This is a genomic window from Methylorubrum rhodesianum, assembly GCF_014199985.1.
GTDB classification, from domain to species: domain Bacteria; phylum Pseudomonadota; class Alphaproteobacteria; order Rhizobiales; family Beijerinckiaceae; genus Methylobacterium; species Methylobacterium rhodesianum.
The window spans coordinates 119,237-138,975 of sequence record NZ_JACHOS010000004.1; the positions used below are offsets into that span (position 1 = coordinate 119,237).

Below are 19,739 nucleotides of genomic sequence, written 5' to 3' on the forward strand. Positions count from 1 at the left end.
CCGGGGCGACTCGTACGAGCTTGACCGTTTCTTCAGCCTCGCCGGAGATGGGTGACGGTCGACGGTCGGGGAAATGATTCGCATGATGGCGCGCCGGACGGTGGTGATCCAAGGCCGCCTCGCCATGTCGGACGGCCGGCTGGCCGCCGCGCGCCGGTCCGACCATGGCGTCCAGCTCATGCCCGTGGAGCGCATGGTGGCGCGCCTCGCCGGGGGCTTCGCGCGACCGGTCGACGACGAGACGCTCAAGAGCCTTCTGCCGGCCGCCCTCGCCGAAACGGACCTCGGCGAGCTCGATCCCATCAAGACGCTGCCGGGCATGGTCGACGCCGCCGCCGAGACCGTGCGGAAGGCGTGGCTGGCCGCCTTCGACCTGGCGCGGTCGGCCGACCCGGCCGACCGGACCGCCTCGGTCCGGCGCCTGGAGGAGGCCGTCCTCGCCCGCCTGCCGGCCGGGATGATGCGGCCCGTCGACCTCGCCGAGGCCGCGCGGGCGCGTCTCGCCCACGCGCCGCGGGTGCTCGGGCCCGTCGAGATCGTCGGGCTCCCGGACGTGCCGCCGTGCTGGCGCGGCCTCGTCGCATCCCTGGTCGCGCACGTTCCCGTGACCTGGGTGGCGGGGCCGCGCTCCGTCCCGGATTGGGTGGAGGCGGCCGGCATCCGCGTCGTCACGTGCGCGCCGGAACGGCCGGCGGTCGCGGTCTGCAGCGCGGCGACCCCGAGGCACGAGGTCCTGGAGGCGCTGCGCTGGGCCCGCGAGCTGATGGCGTCCGGGCAGGCCGCGCCCGCGGACATCGCGGTCGCGGCCTGCCGCACCGAGGAGTACGACGACGTCGTGCTCGCGCTCCGGGCGGAGGCGAACCTCGACGTGCGCTTCGTCCACGGGGTGCCCGCCGCCAGCGTCCGCGAGGGGCAGGCCGCGGCCGCCCTCGCCGACGTCCTGGTCAGGGGGATCTCGCAGGACGGCGTCCGCCGCTTGGCGGCCCTCCTGCGCGACGGCCCCGGTCCCTTCGCCGCGTTGCCCGAGCGATGGACCCGCGTCCTTCCGCGCGAGGCGCCGCTGACCGACCCGACGGCCTGGGAACGGCTGCTGAACAGCCTCCGGGCAGAGGATTTCCCGGACGGGCAGGACCACGTCCCGGCGCTGCGGGACGTCGTGGGCGTGCTCGTGCAGGGCGTGTCGGTCGCGGCGGAGGCGGGAGAGCGCTTCCTGCACGGCCTGGCGCTCCGGATCTGGCGCAAGGCCTTGATCGAGGGGGCGCCGGCCGTCGTCGACCTGACGCTGGGACGCCTGCGCATCGACGACGGGGCGGACGCCTGCGCCTCGGTCGTCTGGGCCCCCGCCTCGGCGCTGGCCGCCGCCCCGCGGCGCTTCGTGCGCCTGCTCGGGCTGAGCTCGCGCGGCTGGCCGCAGGTCAGCGCGGAAGATCGGCTGCTGTCGGACCATCTCGTGCCGTCCCGTCTTCTCGACCCCTTCCCCAGGCCGCTGGCCGACAGGAGCGACTTCCGCGCGATTCTGGCCACCAGCGCCGGGGCCGTCGTGCTGTCCCGGCCGCGGCGCGGCCCCGACGGGCGCCTGCTCGGGAGGAGCCCGCTGCTGCGCGAGTTCGGCGCGGCCGAGACCTACCTGGGGCGCAACCGCGTCCCGGCCCACGCCGTGGGCGAGGTCGACCGACTCATGGCCCGGCCGGCGGAGTTCCGCGCGACGGCCCCGGCCATCTGCGCGGCGGGCTGCTGGCGGGCCTGGGGCCGGGCGGAGCTGACCGCGCACGACGGGCGCGTCCGGCCGGACCACCCGGTCGTGCTCGCGATCCTGGATCGCACCCATTCCGCCCGGTCGCTGCGCAAGCTCCTGCGCGACCCGCTGGGCTTCGTCTGGACCTACGGGCTCGGCCTGGAGACGGCCGACGCGGCCGCGGAGCCGCTCACGCTCGGTCATCAGGCCTTCGGCAACCTCCTGCACGAGGTGCTCGAACGCGCGGTGGTCGCCCTGGAGGCGGATGGCGGCTTCGCCCCGTCGACGGACGCGGGCAAGCGCCGGGCGCTGGCCGCGGTCCTCGCCACCGTCGCCGAGGTCTGGGAGCGCGAGCGCCCGATCCCGCCGCGGCTGATCTGGCGGCGGACCCTGGACGAGACGGCCGCGCTCGCCCTGGCCGCGCTCACCCACCCCGACCAGCCTCTCCTCGGGCAGGGAAGCTGGGTCGAGGTCCCGTTCGGCGGGCAGCCGCCGAAGCGCGACCACCACCCCCTCCCCTGGGACAGCGACGCCACGGTCACGATACCCGGCACCGGTTTCCGGATCTCCGGCTACATCGACCGGCTCGACCTGTCGCACGACCGCGGCAGCGCGCGGGTGCGCGACTACAAGACCGGCAAGCCCCGCGAGGCGGGGACGGTCCTCGACGGCGGCCGCGAACTGCAGCGGTGCCTGTACGGCTACGCCACCCGCGTGCTCCTCGGCGCGGACGTGTCGATCGATGCCTCGCTGCACTTCCCGCGGGAATCCCTGTGCCTCCGGCTCGAACGGCCGGACGAGGCCCTCGACGAGCTGGCCACGTATCTCGTCGCGGCCGGCGCGAGCCTGCGGGCCGGCAACGCCTTCGCCGGCCCCGATGCCCGGGATGCCTGGAACGACCTGGCCTTCGCGCTGCCGGCGAACGCCGACAAGACCTACTGCCCGCGCAAGCACGACCTGGTGACGACGGCGCTCGGCGAGGCCGCCCGCGTCTGGGAGGCCGCCTGATGACCGCCCACGACCGGGGCCTCGCCGACGCGGCCCAGCGCGCGCTCGCCATGACCGCCCACGACAGGTCGCTGCTCGTGGAGGCCGGGGCCGGATCCGGGAAGACGGCGCTGATGGCCGGCCGCATCGCCATGATGCTGGCCGCGGGCGTCGCCCCCGGATCCATCGCGGCGGTCACCTTCACGGAACTCGCCGCCAGCGAGCTGCTGGAGCGCGTCGGCGAGGTCGTCGGCCGGCTGGTCGAGGGGCAGGTCCCGGAGGAGCTGCGGGTCGTCCTCCCGAACGGGTTGTCTCCGGATCAGCGAGCCCGGCTGGTCGAGGCCGGCGAGCATCTCGACGCGCTGGCCTGCACCACCATCCACGGGTTCTGCCAGCGCCTGGTCAAGCCCTACCCGGTCGAGGCCGACATCGACCCGGGCGCCCGGGTCGCCGACGAGGCGGAGGCGGACGGCATCTTCCAGGATCTGCGCGACGGCTGGCTCCGCGAGTGCCTCTCCGGCGGCGGCGGCCTTGTCGCGGAGATGGTGCTGGCCGACCCGGACGCGGCCCTGGCGGCCATCGACCGCGTGGCCGGCTGCCTGCGCGAGGGGCGCGCGGTGGGCACCGCGCCGGCGGAACCCCTTCCCGACCTGGTGCGGGCCTTCGGCGCCAGCGTGCAGGCCTTCGCGGACTTCCAGCGGAGCTGCGGGGTTTCCGAGGGTGAGACCGCCGCGAACGTGCGGGCGTTCCAGGCGATGGCCGCGCGGCTGCCGGACACCGGCGTCGCCGACGCCGACCTCGTCGCCATCCTGACGGCGGCGGCGGAGGCGAGCCTGTGCAAGGCGGACGGCGACTTCGCGAAGTACCGCGGGGGCAAAGGCAAGTGGGCCGGCGCCGCCAAGCTGGTCGGCCTTCCGAAGACGGAGGCCGACCGGCTCCAGGCGTCGGCCGAGCGCCTGCACGTCGCGTGCTGCGAGGCTTGGCGCCGGCTGAAGGCCAACGCCGCGAGCGAACTCCTGGCCAGGCTCGTCGGAACGGTGCGGACCGTTCTCGACCGGTACCAGGCCCGAAAGCGCGACGGCGCCCTGCTCGATTTCGACGACCTGATCGCCGCGGCCGCCACGCTGCTCCGCGCGCACGAGACCGTGCGGCAGGCGCTGGGGCGCCGCTACCGCCACGTCCTGGTCGACGAGTTCCAGGACACGGACCCGATTCAGACGGAGATCCTCTGGCGGCTGTGCGGCGAGCTGCCCGACGGCGCGGCCGACGCGTGGACGGAACGCGTGCTGCGGCCGGGCGCGCTGTTCCTGGTCGGCGATCCGAAGCAGGCGATCTACCGCTTCCGCGGGGCGGACGTGTCGACCTACGTCCGGGCGCGCGACCGCATCCTCGCGCGCTCGCCCGACGACGTCCTCGCGATCTCGACGAACTTCCGGTCCTGCCGCTCGATCCTCGCCTACGTGGACGAACGCTTCGGCGACATCCTGAACGGGGTCGGGCAACCCGGGTTCGCGGCGCTCGACGCCTTCCATCCCGACCACGACCGCGGACCCTGCATCGCGGCGCTCGACGTGCCGGCCGGTGCCGACGGGGCGAAGCGGACCGCGGAGGCGCTGCGCGACGCCGAGGCGGAAGCGGTCGCGGACCTTTGCGCGCGCCTGATCGGGCACCAGCTCGTGACCTGCAAGCGCGCGGGCACCCGCACGCTCCGGGCCGGCGACATCGCGCTGCTGGCACCGAGCGGGAGCGACCTCTGGCGGTACGAGGAGGCGCTTGAGGCCAGGGGCATCCCCGTCTCGACCCAGGCCGGCAAGGGCTTCTTCCGGCGGCAGGAGGTGCATGACCTGATCGCGCTGACGCGGGTGCTCGCCGACCCGCGCGACACGCTCGCGCTCGGGGCCCTGCTGCGGGGGCCGGCCGTCGGCCTGACCGACGAGGAGTTGCTCGACCTCGTCGACGGACTGCCGCGCGACCCGGAGCGCCCGGAGAGCGTCCCCAGGCTGCGCCTGCACGTCGATGTCGCGCACGTGAACCATCCGGTGGCCCGGCCGGTGCTGGAACGGTTGCAGGCCCTGGCGAAGCGGGCGCTCGGCACGACACCGCACGACATCCTCAGCCAAGCCGTCGACGCGCTCATGCTGCGCCCGGTGGTGCAGCAGCGTCACGACGGCCACGCCGAGAGGGCGCTGGCCAACATCGACCTGTTCCTGGAAATGTCGCGCCCGTTCGCCGTGCGCGGCCTGCGGGCCTTCGCGGGGGCGATGAGGGCGGCCTGGGAGGGCCGGACGCGCACGGTCGAGGGCCGGCCGGACGCGCAGGAGGCCGCGGTCTCCTTGCTCACCATGCACGCGTCCAAGGGGCTCGAATGGCCCGTCGTGATCCCGATCAACACCACCACCCGGACCAAGGCCGTCTCCGGAGCCCTGGTCGACCGCGCCTCGAACTGTCTCTACTGCCCGGTCTTCGGGGTGCGCCCGGCCGGTTACGACGAGGCGCTGGAGGCCGAGAAGCGCGAGGTCGGGAACGAGCGGGTCCGCCTCTGGTACGTGGCGGCGACGCGGGCCCGCGAGACGCTGGTGCTCACGCGGTTCGCCGAGCCGGGCGCCAGCACGTCCTGGTCGGCGGTGGTCGACCTCGGGCTGGCGGATTTGCCGTCCATCGACGTGGAGCGGCTGCCGGTCGGGACGCCGGCCGTCGCGCCGGAATTCGCGAACGGTCAGACACGGGAAATCTTCGCCGCCGAGGCCGCCGCCGTCGCCCGGCAGCGCCGCTTGCGCTGGATCGTCCCCAGCCGCGGCGATGCGGCGGGTCCCGAGACGTCCGGCGCCCCCGGCCTGGTCGAGGGCGGTACCGACGGCGGGCGCGGACCCGGGGGACGGCCGACAGGCAGCCGGGAGCGCGGCATCCTCATCCACAAGCTGCTGGAGGAGATCCTCACGGGCGAGGCGAGCGAAGGCGACGATCTCGGACGGCGCGCCGGGCTCCTCGCCCGGCAGCTCGGTCTCGGAACCGGCGACGCTGCCGGGGCCGAGGTCGACCTGGCCGAGGTCGCGGCCAGCGTGACCCGGGCGCTCGGCCTTCCCGAGATCGCCGGGATCCGCGAGCGCCTCCAGGCCGAGTTGCCCGTGTTCGGGTTCGAGAGCCTCGCCGACGAGGACCAGGCGACGGCGGGCGTGGTGGACGCGATTGCCTGCGACGCGGTCGGCAAGCCGGACATCGTGGTGGACTGGAAAAGCGACGTGGATCCTGCGGAGGCGGTCCTCGCCGACTACCGGCGTCAGGTGGCCCGATACCTTCTCGCGACGGGCGCGCGCCTCGGCCTGATCGTCTTCGTGACGAGCGGCCGGGTCGTCCCGGTGACCCGCGCCGCGATGGCCGACGTCGGGGCTGGATGAGCGACGAGGAAGAGCGGCCGGGCTTCCGCAGGCCGCTGCGCGGGCATCACCCGGCCTGTTCGGAAGGCCGCCATGTTCCCGGAACGGAGGGTCCGGTGCCGATGCCTGGGGAGAAGCCTTGCCTCGACGTGGGAGCCTGCGCCTTCGCGAACGGCGGAGGAAGGCACTCATCACTTGCCAGGTCAACGCGGCTCGGCCTGCTCCGGCTCGTGAATGAGCAAGGACGCAGAGTGTGAGCAAGTTCAAGCGGTTGACAGCGGATCCCCGGGTCTGCGTGAAGAGCGCATGAAACAGTCCGTTCCCGGGGATCGGCAGGCTCGGTCGCTGGCCGGCGCCGACGGGCGTGGGCGGGCGCGTGTGCTCTGCCCGTCCCGGTGTGGCCGACGCCGCCGTCCCGTGCTGGCCGCGGCGCGGACCATGAACCCGTTGCGCGAGAGCGACCTGCCGGGCGGTCTCCCCCGAGCGCGTGCCGAGCCCGCCGCTGCCGACTGAATTCCGGTGGCGCCGCCTTGAGACGTCCATCAGAGAGCTTCCCGGACGGCTTCGAGCGCGCGCTCCCGCCCGCAGGCGCGGTTGTCCTGCGTCCCACGGTGGACTCACCGGCTTCGACGGATGATGCTCCCGCGGGAAACATGCGATGCCGGGCGAAGATGTCGAGCGCGTTACGCGCCGGCCACGTCTGCCTGCCCGGCATCGCCAGGGTTGGGAATTCCTGTCAGAGCCACCATGTTAGTGCCAGCTAAAACAGGGTTGTCTAATACAGGGCGGCCGACGTCGATGGATGCGGTGACAACGACCGACCTGCTGCGCCTTCAGGACAAGGCGGCCGATGCCGCGCGCCTGCTGCGCCTTCTCGCGAACGAGAAGCGTCTCCTCATCCTATGCCTGCTGGTCGCCCGGGGCGAGATGGACGTGACGAGCCTGGCCGAGGCGGTGGACCTCAGCCAATCGGCCCTCTCGCAGCATCTTGCCAAGCTGCGCGAGGACGGGCTGGTCGCCTTCCGGCGCGAGAGCCAGACGCTCCACTATCGCCTGGAGGATCCCCGCGCCGCGCGCCTGCTCGCGACGCTCAAGGACATCTTCTGCCCGGAGGCGGGCTGATCGGGTAACCAGGGCTCCGCCAGGCGCGCGCTCCGCCGCGTCGGCGGCTTGGCCGTCCACCCAGCGCCGCCGTGACGGCGTGGTCGACCCGGCTGCCACGGTCGTCGGCTCCGGGGCCAACCGGATCGGAACCCCCGGCGTGCCCGCAGGGCGTCGCGCTCGACATCGATCGCCCGGGCGGCCCGAAGGTCGAGGCGCCTCAGGACAGGCAACGGCGGGCCCCAGTCCTGGACGGCGTGAGGCGGCAGAAAGGCGGCCACGGCCGCCGGGAGCCGTGACCGGCGCCGGTCCGTGACCGCTCCCGAGAGCCATCCCGGCCAGCGTCGCCGCGTTGGCCGCCGACGTGGGCCCGCGATCCCATTCCCGTCCAGTTCGCGCGACCGCCGGCCGCTCGCCTCGGGATGCCCCCGTGCCAGCGGAGGCTCTCGTGAAGCGCCGCCTCGATCCGGCGGTTCACGCCAGGGGCGGTGTGGAGCGCGGCCCGTTCCGCCGTCCCGGACCATCCGGCGTCTCCCCGCCATCCCTTGACATTTGATTAGATATTTCTAATTTAGACATCACTAATCTGGTGGCGCCGTCGCTGGACGCTGCCGCTCACGACGGCCACGCCCCCGGCGCCTGAGGGATCGCTCCAAGCCTGCGCGAGACGCCCGGCACCGCGGTCCAGGAGTGAGTGCCATGGATACCTTCACCCCGCTTTCCGCCGTTTTCGGCGGTCTCATGATCGGCGCCTCCGCAGCGCTCTTCCTGATACTCAACGGCCGCATCGCGGGCGTCAGCGGCATTCTGGGCGGCCTGCTGCCGCCGAGCACCGGCGGGATCGGCTGGCGCGCCGCCTTCCTCGCCGGCCTGCTTCTCGCGCCCCTCGTCCACGCCGGCCTCGGCGGCGGCAGGCCGCCCGTGGCGGTCGAGGCCTCGCTCCCGCTCCTCGGGCTTGCGGGATTGCTGGTCGGTTTCGGCGCGCGGCTCGGAGCCGGCTGCACCAGCGGCCACGGCGTCTGCGGCGTCGGCCGCGGCTCGCCCCGCTCCCTCGTGGCGACCGGCACATTCATGGCCGCCGCCGCCGTGACGGTCTTCGTCACGCGTCACCTGATCGGAGCCTGACCATGTCCAGGATCGTGTCCGCGTTCGCGGCCGGCCTGCTGTTCGGGCTTGGCCTCATCGTCTCCGGCATGGCCAACCCGGCCAAGGTCCTCGCCTTCCTCGACGTGACCGGCCGCTGGGACCCGAGCCTCGCCTTCGTCATGGCGGGTGCCGTCACGGTCTCGGCCGCCGGTTACCGCATCGCGACGCGCCGGGGCCGGCCAGTGCTCGCGCCCAAGCTGGAGATCCCGACGCGGCGCGACCTCGATCCGCGCTTGCTGACGGGCGCCGCGGTCTTCGGCATCGGCTGGGGCTTGGCCGGCCTCTGCCCCGGGCCGGCGCTGACCCTCCTCTCGGTCGTGCCGACCCGGGCCGCGGTCTTCGTCGCCGCCATGGTCGTCGGCATGCTGCTGTTCCAGGCCCTGCCATCCGCCGTCTCCCGGCAAGCGGCGTCCACCTCTGCCGCGCCGGCGGATGCGTGATGGCGAGCTTCGTCACCTTCGGCCTGGCGGCGGGCTCGGGTGGGCTCGTCGGCGTGGTCCTCGGCCTCGTCGGCGGAGGCGGCTCGATCCTGGCAGTGCCCCTCCTGACCTACGCGGTCGGCGTGAACTCGCCCCATGTCGCCATCGGCACCAGCGCCCTGGCGGTCTCGGTCAGCGCGGCCGGCAACCTCGTCCCGCAGTGGCGGGCCGGGAACGTGAAGTGGCGGTGCGCAGGGGCGTTCTCGCTCGCCGGCGTCCTCGGCGCCCTGGCCGGCTCGGCCGCGGCCAGGGCGGTCGACGGGCAGAGCCTGCTCGCCCTGTTCGGGTTCGTGATGCTGGCGGTCGGCGGCCTGATGCTGCGCCGGCGGCGCGGCGAGGGCGATCCGGACGTGCGCCTGACCAAACGGAGCGCCCCGGTGCTCCTGCCCTGGCTGCTCGGCATCGGGTTCGCGGTGGGCCTGTTCTCCGGCTTCTTCGGAATCGGCGGAGGCTTCCTGATCGTGCCGGGCCTGATGCTGGCGACGTCCATGCCGCTGCCCATGGCCATCGGCACCTCGCTGGTGGCGGTCAGCGCCTTCGGGGCGGCCACCGCCGCGAGCTACGCGGTCTCCGGCCTGATCGATTGGACGCTGGCCGGGCTGTTCATCCTGGGCGGCGCGCTCGGCGGCCTCGTCGGCGCCCGCCTCGGCCAGCGTCTCGCCGGGCACAAGCGCGCCCTGACCATCACCTTCGCCGGCCTGGTGATCCTGGTCGGCCTCTACGTCGTCGCGCGCGGCCTGCCAGCCTTGCTCGGTCGGGCGTGACGTCCAGAGCCCCGAAGCCGTTCATCCCGAACCGGAGGAATGCATGTCAGACCTGACCGCAACGTCCCTGCACGGACGCCCGCTCGTGACGGGCTTCTACGAGCAGCGCACGGGCAGCGTGCAGTACGTCGTCGCCGATGCGGAGACGAAACACTGCGCCATCGTCGACCCGGTGCACGACTTCGATCCGAAGTCGGGGGCGACCGCCACCCGCTCGGCCGATGCCCTGCTCGCCCATATCGCGCGCGCGGGCTACAGGCTGCAGTGGATCCTCGACACGCACCCGCACGCCGACCACTTCTCGGCGGCCGGCTACCTGCACGACAGGACGGGCGCGCCGACCGCCATCGGCGAGAAGGTCGTCGAGGTGCAGAAGCTCTGGAAGGGGCTCTACAACCTGCCCGAGACTTTCCCGGCGGACGGCTCGCAGTGGGATCGCCTCTTCGCCGACGGCGAGCGCTTCCGGATCGGCAACCTGGACGTCGAGGTGCTGTTCACGCCGGGCCACACCCTGGCCTCCGTCGCCTACCGGGTCGGCGACGCCGCCTTCATCCACGACACCTTGTTCATGCCCGACAGCGGCTCGGCGCGGGCGGACTTCCCGGGCGGCAGCGCGCGCACGCTCTGGCCTTATTATAGCAGCCGCGTCCACGGCGGCACATCCACCGAGCGCTTCTTCCTGTTGATGAGGCGCCAGAAGGGGCTGTTGCGCCGTGCTTATGTGTTAGGATCGGCGACCGCATGGTGGCGACAGCGCAGGTCGGTCTGCCCGGGGCCTTTGTCCGGCGCCCGGCGGGCAACACGGTCCTGCTGCCGTACAGACTGCTCAGGCAGTTCAGCCTGCGCTTCAGGCGGGTCGCCTGCTTGAGGATCGGCCTGCGCTGACGATGTCTCGGCCCGGGGGGCGCTCAGCGTGCGACACGTGGCGGGCCGCTGGTACGGGCTCGGCGCCCTCGTCCTTGGACGACCTCCTGCCCGCACCCATGTGCTTCCCGGATGTCGCCTGTCGGCCACCCAGAACCGCCGCCACGCGGTAGCCTCGGTCCGCCCGGTCCAAATGCCGGTCAGGTCTCCCCCTCCCTGCTGCGTGCGGGTTCGCCTGCCCTCAGCCTCGGGCGCGTGGCCCGTAGAAGCGGTGCGCGTTCCGAACCACTCCGGGTTCATGCTCCCTCGGGAGATCGCGCCCATCCGTCATGGCGTTGATCACCTCGAACGCGTCCTCGATCCTCTCGAAAGCGCGACCGCCTTCGAGGTCCGACACGAACGTCCCGTCCGCCGCCAGGAAATAGATGACGTCGTCGTGTCTCAGGTAGACGTGATACTCGTCCGGCCGGTCTTCGCCCAACGTCAGCCCCCACTCCGCGAGCGGCCTATATGGAACGCAGCGAGGCCGGCACACACCGTAGAAAGTACGGTTGCGCGGGATCTGGGATTGACGGCCGTCCGTGGCGGGCGACCGTATGGCGTGAGACGTTGAGCGTGCCGGAGCGAGGTACGATGTCCCGGTGGCCGAGCGCGCGTTTGCCCGACCGGCCTGGTGACGGTGGCGCGGGAGAGCGGTGCGATGACACCACGCCGGGCGCCGGCGGCAACCCCGGCTGCGCTTTCCCGGCCCTTATCGGTTGAAGTTGTGCCGCCTCCGGGCGGCCTCGGGCGCAAGCCGTGGACACCGCTGGAGCGCGCCGGAACGGGTTCGACGCGGCTTCGCAACGCGCCACGGGACGCAGGGCAGTTCGTCCGGGGGGGCTGGTCGGCGCATCGGCGAACGTGCGCTGGTACCGCGGCCGCGGCTTCGTTCAAGTTCCGTTGTCCATCATGGACGGTCGCGCGCCGGTGCTGCCGCTCGCTTAACCGGCTCCGGCGAAACTCGGCCCCGGGCTGGGATACGGGGACGGATCGTGGGCGGGCGGGCGAGAACTCAAGCGGAGGAGGAGCTCCGATACGCCTGGGTCGACGTGGCAAAGGGCATCTGCATCTTGCTCGTGGTGATGATGCACTCGACCCTCGGCACCGGCGAGGCGATGGGTGGGGAGGGCTTCCTGCACCCGGTCGTCGCCTTCGCCAAGCCGTTCCGGATCCCGGACTTCTTCCTGCTCTCGGGTCTGTTCGTCGGACGGGTGCTGGACCGTGACTGGCGCCGCTTCGCCGACCGGCGCATAATCCACTTCGCCTACTTCTACCTGCTCTGGCTGCTGCTTCAGTCGGCGTTGAAGTACGAGACCGTCGCCGGGGATGGGGGCATCCCGGCCTTCCTAGCTCACCTTGCCCTCGCCCTCGTCGAGCCCTACTCAACGCTGTGGTTCATCTATCTCCTCGCCGTGTTCTCGATCGTGACGAAGTTGCTGCGGCCTTTGCCTGGCCCGGCGCTTCTCGGGACCGCCGCGCTGTTGCAGATCATGCCGGTCCAAACCTCCTCCTTCCTCGTTGAGGAGTTCTGCGCCCGCTACGTCTACTTCGTCGGCGGCTACCTCCTGGCCGACCAGATCTTTGCCTTCTCCGATGCCGTGCGGCGCTACCGGCGGCTGGCGCTTGCAAGCCTTGGGGCCTGGGCGTTGGCCGAGGGCTGGCTCGCCTTCACGCCGTCGGGCATCCCGGACCACCCGACCCTCGCGAGCCTGCCGGGGGTGGGTCTCGCGGCCGGATTCGCGGGCGCGCTGGCGATTGTCGCACTTGCCAGCTTGCTGGCCGAAGCGGGAGGCGTCGTGACGGGGGCGCTGCGTACCTGCGGGAAGCGCTCCATCGTGATCTATCTTGCCTTCTTCCTGCCAATGGCCGCCTGGCGCAGCCTGATCGTGAAGACGGGCGTGATCGAGGATGTCGGATTGGCCTCGCTCGCCGTGATGAGCGTCGCCGTCGTACTGCCTCTTCTCTTCGAGCGGCTCATCCGCGGCACCTGGCTCGGCTTCCTATTTCGCCGTCCCCGCGTTCTTCATCTCACGGGTACAAGGAGCGGTGAGGCAGCGCTCACGACGCCGCTGACCGGCAGCCGGGTGATCGAACGTCAGGCTCGCGGTTAGCGCAGGACCCGGGGGGGGGCGTCTCGTCGGTGACGAGCAGGTCGAGGCTCGCGCGGCCGATTGCCTCGGCGAGCCCGTCCGTCAGGCGTGGGCGGGCCGGACAACCCTTCCGCACTCGCAAAGACCCGTTAGGTCTCGGCGTGTCAGGATCGAAGCGACGACAACGCAGCCGGGGAACGCCGCGCGATGATCCTGCCTCGGCGCCTCCCGCGCATCCTCCGGTCCGGCCGCAACTGGGTCGCGCTCAGCGTGCTGGCGCCCGTCGGCATGCTGGTCACGTCAGGGCTCCTGCTGCTGGAGGTGCGCCGTGACGCCTGGGACAAGGCCGAGCAAACCTCGAAGAACCTACTGCAGGTCATCGAGCGTGACATTGCCCGCAACGTCGAGCTCATCGACCTGTCCCTGCAGGCGGCGGTCGAGAACCTGCGTGCGCCCGAGGCGGCGGGGGCCGGCCCCAAGCTGCGCCAACTCATCCTGTTCGACCGGGCCGCCACCGCCAAGGACCTCGGGGTCATGCTGGTCATCGACGCCGACGGTGACGTCGCGGCCGATGCGGGCGCCGTCCCTCCGCGCAAGGGCAATTACGCCGACCGCGACTACTTCCAGGTCCACAAGGCGCGCTCGGACGTCGGCCTCCATATCGGCCGACCGCTGATCTCGCGCCTGACCGGGGAGCGCATGCTGCCGTTCAGCCGCCGCATCGCCAACCCCGATGGCTCGTTCGGCGGCGTTGCGCTTGGTACGCTCAAGCTATCGTACTTCACCCGGCTGTTCGACCGGATCAGCCTCGGTCATGAGGGTGCGATCAACCTCTACATGCAGGACGGCACGCGCGTCGTGCGCCATCCCTACGTCGAGGCCGACATCGGCGTGAACATCGCCGGCACCCGGAACTTCGACCGGTTCGTGCGCGAGGGCGGCGGCGCCTTCGTCGGCACCTCGGTCCGGGACGGCGTCGAGCGCCATTACGCCTTCACGCGGGTCGGCGACCTACCCCTCGTCCTCAACGTCGCCGTCGCCACCGCCGAGGTCGAGGCCGCATGGCGGACGAAGGCGCTCGGTATCGCCGCCGTCGTACTCGTGCTGTGCGGGCTGACGGTCACGCTGTCGCTGCTGTTCGGCCGCGAGCTCCGCCGCCGCGCGGAGATGCACGCCGAGATGGCCCGCCTCTCGCGCACCGACGCGCTGACCGGCCTTGCGAACCGCCGCCGGTTCGAGCAGGTCCTCGCCCGGGCTTGCGAGGACGCCCGACGCACGGGCAACCCGCTGTCGCTGCTCGTCGTCGATGCCGACCATTTCAAGCGCTACAACGACCGTTACGGCCACGCTGTGGGTGACGAGGTGCTCAAGGGCTTGGCCGGCTGCCTCAAGGCTGCCGTGCCCCGGCCCGGCGACCTCGCCTGTCGGGTCGGCGGCGAGGAGTTCGTGCTGCTCTTGCCGAACACCGACGCTGCGGGCGCGCGGCGCGTCGCCGAGAGGGTGCACGCCCAGGTGTCGGGACTGGCAATCGCCTCGGCCGGCATCGCGCCAGGCGCCGTCACGGTCAGCATCGGGCTGGCGACCGGGATAACCGACGCCGACCTCTACGGCTTGGCCGATGCCGCCCTCTACGAAGCCAAGGCATGCGGCCGGAACCAGACCCGCTGCGCATCGCGCCTAACGGGCAGGTCAGCCGGCGAGCCGCAGTTTCGTCTGGTCGGCGCCTGAGACGCTCGGCCGGGGCACGATGGCGTCGCGATGCCCGTGATCGCAACCCTCACGGCAGCGATCCTCGGGTGGGTCGTTCTCGACCTCAGGCGCCCGCAATAGCGGGGGGCTGGCTTGAGCGGGGCGAGGCCGCATCTTGGAAGCGATGGTCTTGCCAGGGCGCCGAGCCTGGTTCTCCAGGTCCGACGGTTGACACCCGCTTCCCTGGGGAACCGTGGGCAACGGCTGGATGCGAGCGATCCCGTGACGTCCAGCCCTGTTGCTCGACCACCGCAAGCCGATGCCGGTAGAAACGTACCCACATGTAGAGGCAAGATCTCTTCGCGGAACCAAGCTGTTTAGCCTCGCCCGGTGCCATCCTCCGCGTCATCGCGCTTCACGTGCGGCCTGCTGACCAGAACGCCAATCGCTTCGCCACTTCGGTAGAAGCGCGCCCCACGGTTCTCCAGGGCTTCGCGTAAGGCGCGGACCACGCGGCTTCGGGGCTCCACCTTCTGGTTCTCGAAATCATTTATCGTTTTCTTGCTCACGTCCGAGAGTTTCGAGAACTCAAGCTGCGTCAGGCCGAGCAACTCGCGAGCCGCTTGGCACACAACGCCCGGAAGGGGGGCGCCGGGCTCCAGCGCTTCGACGTTGGCTGAGGATAAGTCGAGCGGCGGCTTGCTTTGCTCGTGATAAAATATTACACCCGTGGTATAGTTCCATCTCGTTGCTTGAGCTCGCCCGTCCGCGCGTGGTCCCACTCCATCGCCGGCATCCGTGGCCCGCTCCGCTCTCTCGGGATGGGACTGCTCCATGCTCTACGCCTTCTACGGGGCCGATGGCCGTTCGGCCGCGACCCATGCCGCCCTCGCGGCGGCCCACGCCCTGACCACCGCCGCACGGCCCGCCACGTTGCTGAGGATCACCGAGCGGGGACAGGGCCTTGCCCGGATCCCGGAGACGATGCCAGAGGCCCTGTGCGTCGTCGAGGCCGAACCCGGCGACCTCGTCACCTTCGACGATCCGGAGGATCTGATCAGGCAGGCGCAGGCGACGGCGCGGGACGTCGTCCTGGACCTTCCGCTCTCCTGGCTCCCCTACCGCAGCTTGCGCGAGGCGGCGGCCTTGTCGGTGGTCGTTGTCGGTCCGGGCGCCATGGAGGAGCGCCTCGCAGCCTTCGCCCTCGGCCAGTGCGGGGAACAGGTGATCTCGGGACGGGCGGCGGCGGATCAGGCTTCCGGCGTGGGGCCGGAGCCCGGATCCGCCGCCCCGGTCTGGCTGCTCGGGGCCGGACGGGCCGGAGGAGGCCCGGACGCCACGCGCTTCGAACAGACGATGCGCCCCCTCCTCCGCCGCGCCGGCGCCGGTGACGGCTGCCGGTTCCTGCCCGTGGCCCTGCCCGCGCCGACGCGATCCGAGACGCACGCCGTCGCGGCGGGCCATCCGCTGGCCGGAACGGTGCGCCAGGGCATGCTCCTTCTCGCCGCCATCGAGGTGGCCGCCCAGGATCCCTTCGTCGCTTCCCTCGACAGCGGGCGGTTCGCCCGCGCGCTCGGCCTCGATCCCGAGATGCCCGTCACCCCCGACGAGCGGCGGCTCTGCGACCGGCTGCGCGACCTCGCCGACGCGCTGGAGGCGCTGGAGCAAGGCGGACCGGCTCCGGAGGAGATGGCGCGGGCGCCGCTCATGGAATCCTGGAGTTTTCTGAGCGGCCGGACGCGGGTGCTTGCCGGCGTCTCCTTCGGCCACCCGACCATCGCTTCCGGGCGCCCCACCCTCACCTCGGACGTCTTCGCCACGGACGGAAGAACTTGGGCGCGGACGCTGTCGCGCCTCTATCGCCTGGGGACACCGGCAGAGGCGACGCCGGCGGCGGGGCTCCAGTGAGCGCGCGCCCTCCCGCCCATCCCGACGCCATGGAGATAGCCTGACATGTCCCGACCCGCTTCCGGGCGCCGCGACGCCTGCCCGGCCGCTCCCGCGTGCCCGCCCGCCGCCAACGCCGCGCTGAGGCGCGCGCCCCCGATGCTCAGGCTGTGGCGGGTCGTGCCGCCGCAGTCCCTCGGTCCCGCGACGGCGCGCTCGCTCCTCATGGTGTTGCGCGCGGTCGAACCCCCTTGCGCCCGGCGACGCTGGGACGCCGCGCTCCGGGGCGATCCGGTCGCGACCACGCGCATCGCGCTCACGGTCCTGCGCCTGGAAGGGGTGAGCGGACCGGCGGCCGACACCGTCGCGAGCGCCCTGCTGCTGCGTGCCTTGTGCGGTGATCGAACCGCCCCGGTCGTCCTCGCAAGCGCGCTGAGGCGATTGGCGCGCCGACGTCCGGACGAGCGTCACCTGGTCGAACTCGCCGCGCGGTGGGCGGCCTGGGTGCCGCGCGTCCCGCCGGCGCCGCGGCCGTGACCGACCGGGACCGGTTCGCCCCGGCGCCGGCCGAGAATTCCTGCCCCGCATCCCAATCGCCCAAGGACGGCACCCATGCGCATCTGGATCCTGTCGGACCTCCACCAAGGAGTGGGAGGGCCACCGTGGAACCCGGCCCGTATCCCCGAAGCCGACGTGGTGGTCGTCGCGGGCGACGTCTGCGAGGGGCTGGGCGCCGCGGTGGACTGGGCGGCCGAAGCGCTCGGACGCCACATGCCGGTCGTGATGGTCGCCGGCAACCACGAGTTTTACCGCCGCATCCACGGCGAGGAACTCGCGCTGGGCCGTGCCGCCGCGCAAGCCGCCGGCATTCACCTGTTGGAGGACGAGGCGGTCGCGCTCGGCGGCGTCCGGTTCTGCGGGGCCACCCTCTGGACCGACTATGCGCTCGATGGCCTTGAACGGCGGCGGGCGGCGATGGACGCCGCCGGCCGTGGCCTCAACGACCACCGGCGCATCCGCTGGGGCCACGCGCGGCGGCCCTTCCGCCCGGAGGAGGCGCTCGGCCTGCACGAGGCCTCGCGCGCCTTCCTGGACGCCGTCCTCCGGGAGACCCCCGGCGGGTTGCCCCAGGTGGTGGTCACGCACCACGGCCCGGCACCGGCCTCCGTCGCGCCGGTCTTCGCCGGCGACCCGCTGAACCCGGCCTTCGTCTCCGATCTCGGGCCGATGATCGAGGACCGGCGCCCCGCCCTCTGGGTTCACGGTCACGTCCACGCCAGCCTCGACTACGTGCACGCCGCCACACGGGTGATCTGCAACCCCCGCGGGTACGGCTCCGAGAACCCGGCCTTCCGCGCGGATCTCGTGGTGGAGGTCGGCGCGTGAGGACGCCTCCCGCATCGGGCGTCGCGGCAAACGGGGGACTTGGATGACCGCCTACCTTCCGGCCGACCTGCACGAGCAGGTCGCCGCCCTGCGCACGCTGCTCGGCCGCCTGGAGCGGGTCGTCGCGGGGGCGTCGCCGATCCGCAGGGAGCTCGCGTGGGCCCCCCTCGTCGAGGGCTGGGTGCCCGCCTCGCAGCCGCTTCCCGCCATCGTCGGCGTGATCGACGGGAGCGCCGTGCTCACGGGCCGGATGTGGGCGCTCGACCCGAACCTCAGATGGGCGCTGACGGAGGAGGGCTGGCTGCGCCTCGGCCAGCGCGGCGAAGCCTGACGCGTCGGACCACGAAGATGGAGGACGAATTTCCTTTGACCGGTCCTGTCGTACCCCCGAGCCTCGCGCGCAGGATCGTCCTGCGCCACCTGCCGCGCATCCTGCGTGCGGGCCTAGATCCCGACGGCTTGTACGGTCGGGTGCCGGTGATGCTGGCGCGCGACGCGGGGGCCGTCGACGCCGGCCTCGGCGAGGCGGTCCTGGCCTGGATCGCGCAAGGACCGGCGCGGGACATCCACGACGACCTTCCGGAGATGGCCGCCGGGACGGCGCCGCGGGGCCCCAGGGCCCTGCTCAGGCGCGTCCTGAGGTTGCGCTCTGACGGCCGCGATGAGCGGCCGTCAGAGGTCCATCCCTCGGAGGCCCGCACGCTCGTCGGCCTCCTCGACGGGTTCGCGGCCGCCCACGACTCCGTCACGGTCCGGGAGATCGCGGACGCGGTCCTCGTGTTGACCGCCTCGCCCGCCGACCGGTCGGCCGCGGCGCGCTTGGCCGCCTCGATATGGCGGGAGCTGCCGCGCATCGACGAGAGCGCGGCGATCCTCCGGCTCCTCGACATGGCGGAAGAGTTCGACGACGACGACGACAACTTCGTCTCGGCCGAGGCGGGCCGGCACGGACTCCTGCCCTTGCCCATGCCCGAGGACGCCCGGGCCGAGGTTCTGCGCCGGGCGTGGGTCGAGGCCATCGACGCGGCCATCGCGGACCTGCGGGTGCAGGCCCGCGCCCTGGCGCTCGGCCTGTCCGCGCTCGCCGTCGGCGAGACCGAGCGCTACTACGGGACTGAGGGGATCGGGAGCGCGGCGCTCCGGTTCGGCGAGGCGGCGCTCGGACCCGTCGAGCGGCGCGCCCGCGCCGCCGAGCGCAGGCGCGCCGAGCTGGCCGCCGCGCGCAAGACCGCCGAGATGCCCGGGAGCGCCGCGCCCGCGCCGGCGGACGAGCCCGACGCGGGCGTGCCCGAGGGACACGTCCTGGTCTGTCCGGCCATCGGCGCCACCGGCTCCGGCAAGGGCCGCGACGTGACCAAGGGGTACGAGAAGTCCATCGCCAAGCCCCTCCCGTTGGTCCCGACGCCCGATCTCGTGCGCGTCCGGCGCCGGCTGCTCTACGAGTTCCCCCAGGCGGGCGGGGCCGTCGATTTCGTCCTATGCGATCTGGTGGGCAAGCCGTTCGTCCGCCTCGGCCACCTCCTCATCGTGGGCCCGCCCGGCAGCGGGAAGTCGCGCTTCGTCCGCCGGTTGGGCGAGGAGCTCGGGACCGGGGTCTTCCGGGTCGACGGCTCGAACGACGCCGGGGCGAGCTTCGGCGGCACGGAGCGGCGGTGGTACTCCGCCGAGCCGGCGCGACCGTTCATGGCGGTGAACCGGTTCCTGCAAGCCAACCCCCTCGTCCTGGTGGACGAGGTGGACAAGGCACCGACCCGCAGCGACTACGGACGGCTCTGGGATGGCATGATTTCCTTCCTAGAGCCCGAGACCGCCGCACGGTTCCCCGACCCCTGCGTGCAGGCGGAGCTCGACCTCTCCTGGGTCTCCGTGGTGGCGACGGCGAACGTGGACTGGAACTTGCCGGCGCCCCTGCTCGACAGGCTGAGGCGGATCGAGTTCCCGCATCCAGGTCCCGAGCATCTTGAGGCGCTGCTCCCCGCCCTGCTCGCCCAGGCCGCGGCCGAGCGCGGGACCGACCCGCGCTGGGTCCAGGGGCTGACGGGCGAGGAGGTGAGGGTCCTCCGCAGGGCGTGGCGGGGCGGTTCGGTGCGCCGCCTCCGCCGGATGCTGGACGTCTTGCTGCGCCACCGGGAGCAGGCGGCCGTCAGGCACTGACCGCCACTCGCCCCACCCCACAGCGCGGCCGGCGCCCCTGC

The 19,739-nt window shown here is 72.6% G+C and carries 16 protein-coding genes; 14 read left to right on the forward strand and 2 right to left on the reverse strand.

What is annotated here, in order from left to right; genetic code table 11:
* Positions 1-82: 82 nt before the first annotated feature.
* From HNR01_RS07205 to HNR01_RS07235, 7 genes are all read left to right on the forward strand, one after another.
* Complete coding sequence (locus HNR01_RS07205) at positions 83-2,743, forward strand: PD-(D/E)XK nuclease family protein (protein ID WP_153874040.1); 2,661 nt, start codon at positions 83-85, stop codon at positions 2,741-2,743.
* On the forward strand, positions 2,743-6,117 hold the full coding sequence (locus HNR01_RS07210) for a UvrD-helicase domain-containing protein (RefSeq protein WP_066918778.1): 3,375 nt from the start codon (positions 2,743-2,745) through the stop codon (positions 6,115-6,117). Before HNR01_RS07205 ends, HNR01_RS07210 begins: the two co-directional genes overlap by 1 nt.
* Positions 6,118-6,894: 777 nt before the next feature.
* A complete protein-coding gene (locus HNR01_RS07215) occupies positions 6,895-7,218 on the forward strand; it encodes an ArsR/SmtB family transcription factor (RefSeq protein WP_012752930.1) in 324 nt (107 codons plus the stop codon).
* A 678-nt stretch (positions 7,219-7,896) separates the two neighbouring features.
* Positions 7,897-8,322 (forward strand): YeeE/YedE family protein, encoded by a 426-nt coding sequence (locus tag HNR01_RS07220; RefSeq protein WP_066918776.1) that lies wholly within the window; start codon positions 7,897-7,899, stop codon positions 8,320-8,322.
* Between the two features lie 2 nt (positions 8,323-8,324).
* Positions 8,325-8,783, forward strand: a complete 459-nt coding sequence (locus tag HNR01_RS07225) for a YeeE/YedE family protein (protein ID WP_012752928.1) — start codon at positions 8,325-8,327, stop codon at positions 8,781-8,783.
* The gene (locus HNR01_RS07230; protein ID WP_066918775.1) at positions 8,783-9,586 is read left to right on the forward strand and encodes a sulfite exporter TauE/SafE family protein; all 804 of its coding nucleotides are present in this window, start codon (positions 8,783-8,785) and stop codon (positions 9,584-9,586) included. The genes HNR01_RS07225 and HNR01_RS07230 overlap by 1 nt, the downstream gene beginning before the upstream one ends.
* A 43-nt stretch (positions 9,587-9,629) precedes the next feature.
* Positions 9,630-10,454: an MBL fold metallo-hydrolase gene (locus HNR01_RS07235; RefSeq protein WP_238231524.1), complete on the forward strand. Its 825-nt coding sequence runs from the start codon at positions 9,630-9,632 to the stop codon at positions 10,452-10,454.
* Positions 10,455-10,691: 237 nt separating this feature from the next.
* Here HNR01_RS07235 and HNR01_RS07240 read toward each other — a convergent pair whose 3' ends face one another.
* The gene (locus HNR01_RS07240) at positions 10,692-10,931 is read right to left on the reverse strand and encodes a hypothetical protein (RefSeq protein ID WP_066918773.1); all 240 of its coding nucleotides are present in this window, start codon (positions 10,929-10,931) and stop codon (positions 10,692-10,694) included.
* Between the two features lie 553 nt (positions 10,932-11,484).
* Here HNR01_RS07240 and HNR01_RS07245 point away from each other — a divergent pair.
* The gene (locus tag HNR01_RS07245; protein ID WP_066918771.1) at positions 11,485-12,603 is read left to right on the forward strand and encodes an acyltransferase family protein; all 1,119 of its coding nucleotides are present in this window, start codon (positions 11,485-11,487) and stop codon (positions 12,601-12,603) included.
* Between the two features lie 186 nt (positions 12,604-12,789).
* Positions 12,790-14,310: a sensor domain-containing diguanylate cyclase gene (locus HNR01_RS07250; protein WP_012454476.1), complete on the forward strand. Its 1,521-nt coding sequence runs from the start codon at positions 12,790-12,792 to the stop codon at positions 14,308-14,310.
* A gap of 338 nt (positions 14,311-14,648) precedes the next feature.
* On the opposite strand, the gene HNR01_RS07255 is transcribed toward HNR01_RS07250, so the two are convergent.
* Complete coding sequence (locus HNR01_RS07255) at positions 14,649-15,107, reverse strand: helix-turn-helix domain-containing protein (RefSeq protein WP_081435397.1); 459 nt, start codon at positions 15,105-15,107, stop codon at positions 14,649-14,651.
* Between HNR01_RS07255 and HNR01_RS07260 the strand changes: the two genes are divergently transcribed.
* The 5 genes from HNR01_RS07260 to HNR01_RS27525 all read left to right on the forward strand — a co-directional run bounded on the left by HNR01_RS07260 (position 15,106) and on the right by HNR01_RS27525 (position 19,698).
* Positions 15,106-16,179 carry a hypothetical protein gene (locus tag HNR01_RS07260; protein ID WP_012454474.1) on the forward strand — a complete coding sequence of 358 codons (1,074 nt, stop codon included), beginning with the start codon at positions 15,106-15,108 and terminating at the stop codon, positions 16,177-16,179. The two genes, HNR01_RS07255 and HNR01_RS07260, sit on opposite strands and share 2 nt — an antisense overlap.
* A 45-nt stretch (positions 16,180-16,224) precedes the next feature.
* Complete coding sequence (locus tag HNR01_RS07265; protein ID WP_012454473.1) at positions 16,225-16,695, forward strand: hypothetical protein; 471 nt, start codon at positions 16,225-16,227, stop codon at positions 16,693-16,695.
* Between the two features lie 75 nt (positions 16,696-16,770).
* On the forward strand, positions 16,771-17,544 hold the full coding sequence (locus HNR01_RS07270) for a metallophosphoesterase (protein WP_012454472.1): 774 nt from the start codon (positions 16,771-16,773) through the stop codon (positions 17,542-17,544).
* A 43-nt stretch (positions 17,545-17,587) separates the two neighbouring features.
* Positions 17,588-17,875, forward strand: a complete 288-nt coding sequence (locus HNR01_RS07275; protein WP_009861606.1) for a hypothetical protein — start codon at positions 17,588-17,590, stop codon at positions 17,873-17,875.
* A gap of 35 nt (positions 17,876-17,910) precedes the next feature.
* A complete protein-coding gene (locus HNR01_RS27525; protein WP_238231523.1) occupies positions 17,911-19,698 on the forward strand; it encodes an AAA family ATPase in 1,788 nt (595 codons plus the stop codon).
* Positions 19,699-19,739: the final 41 nt, after the last annotated feature.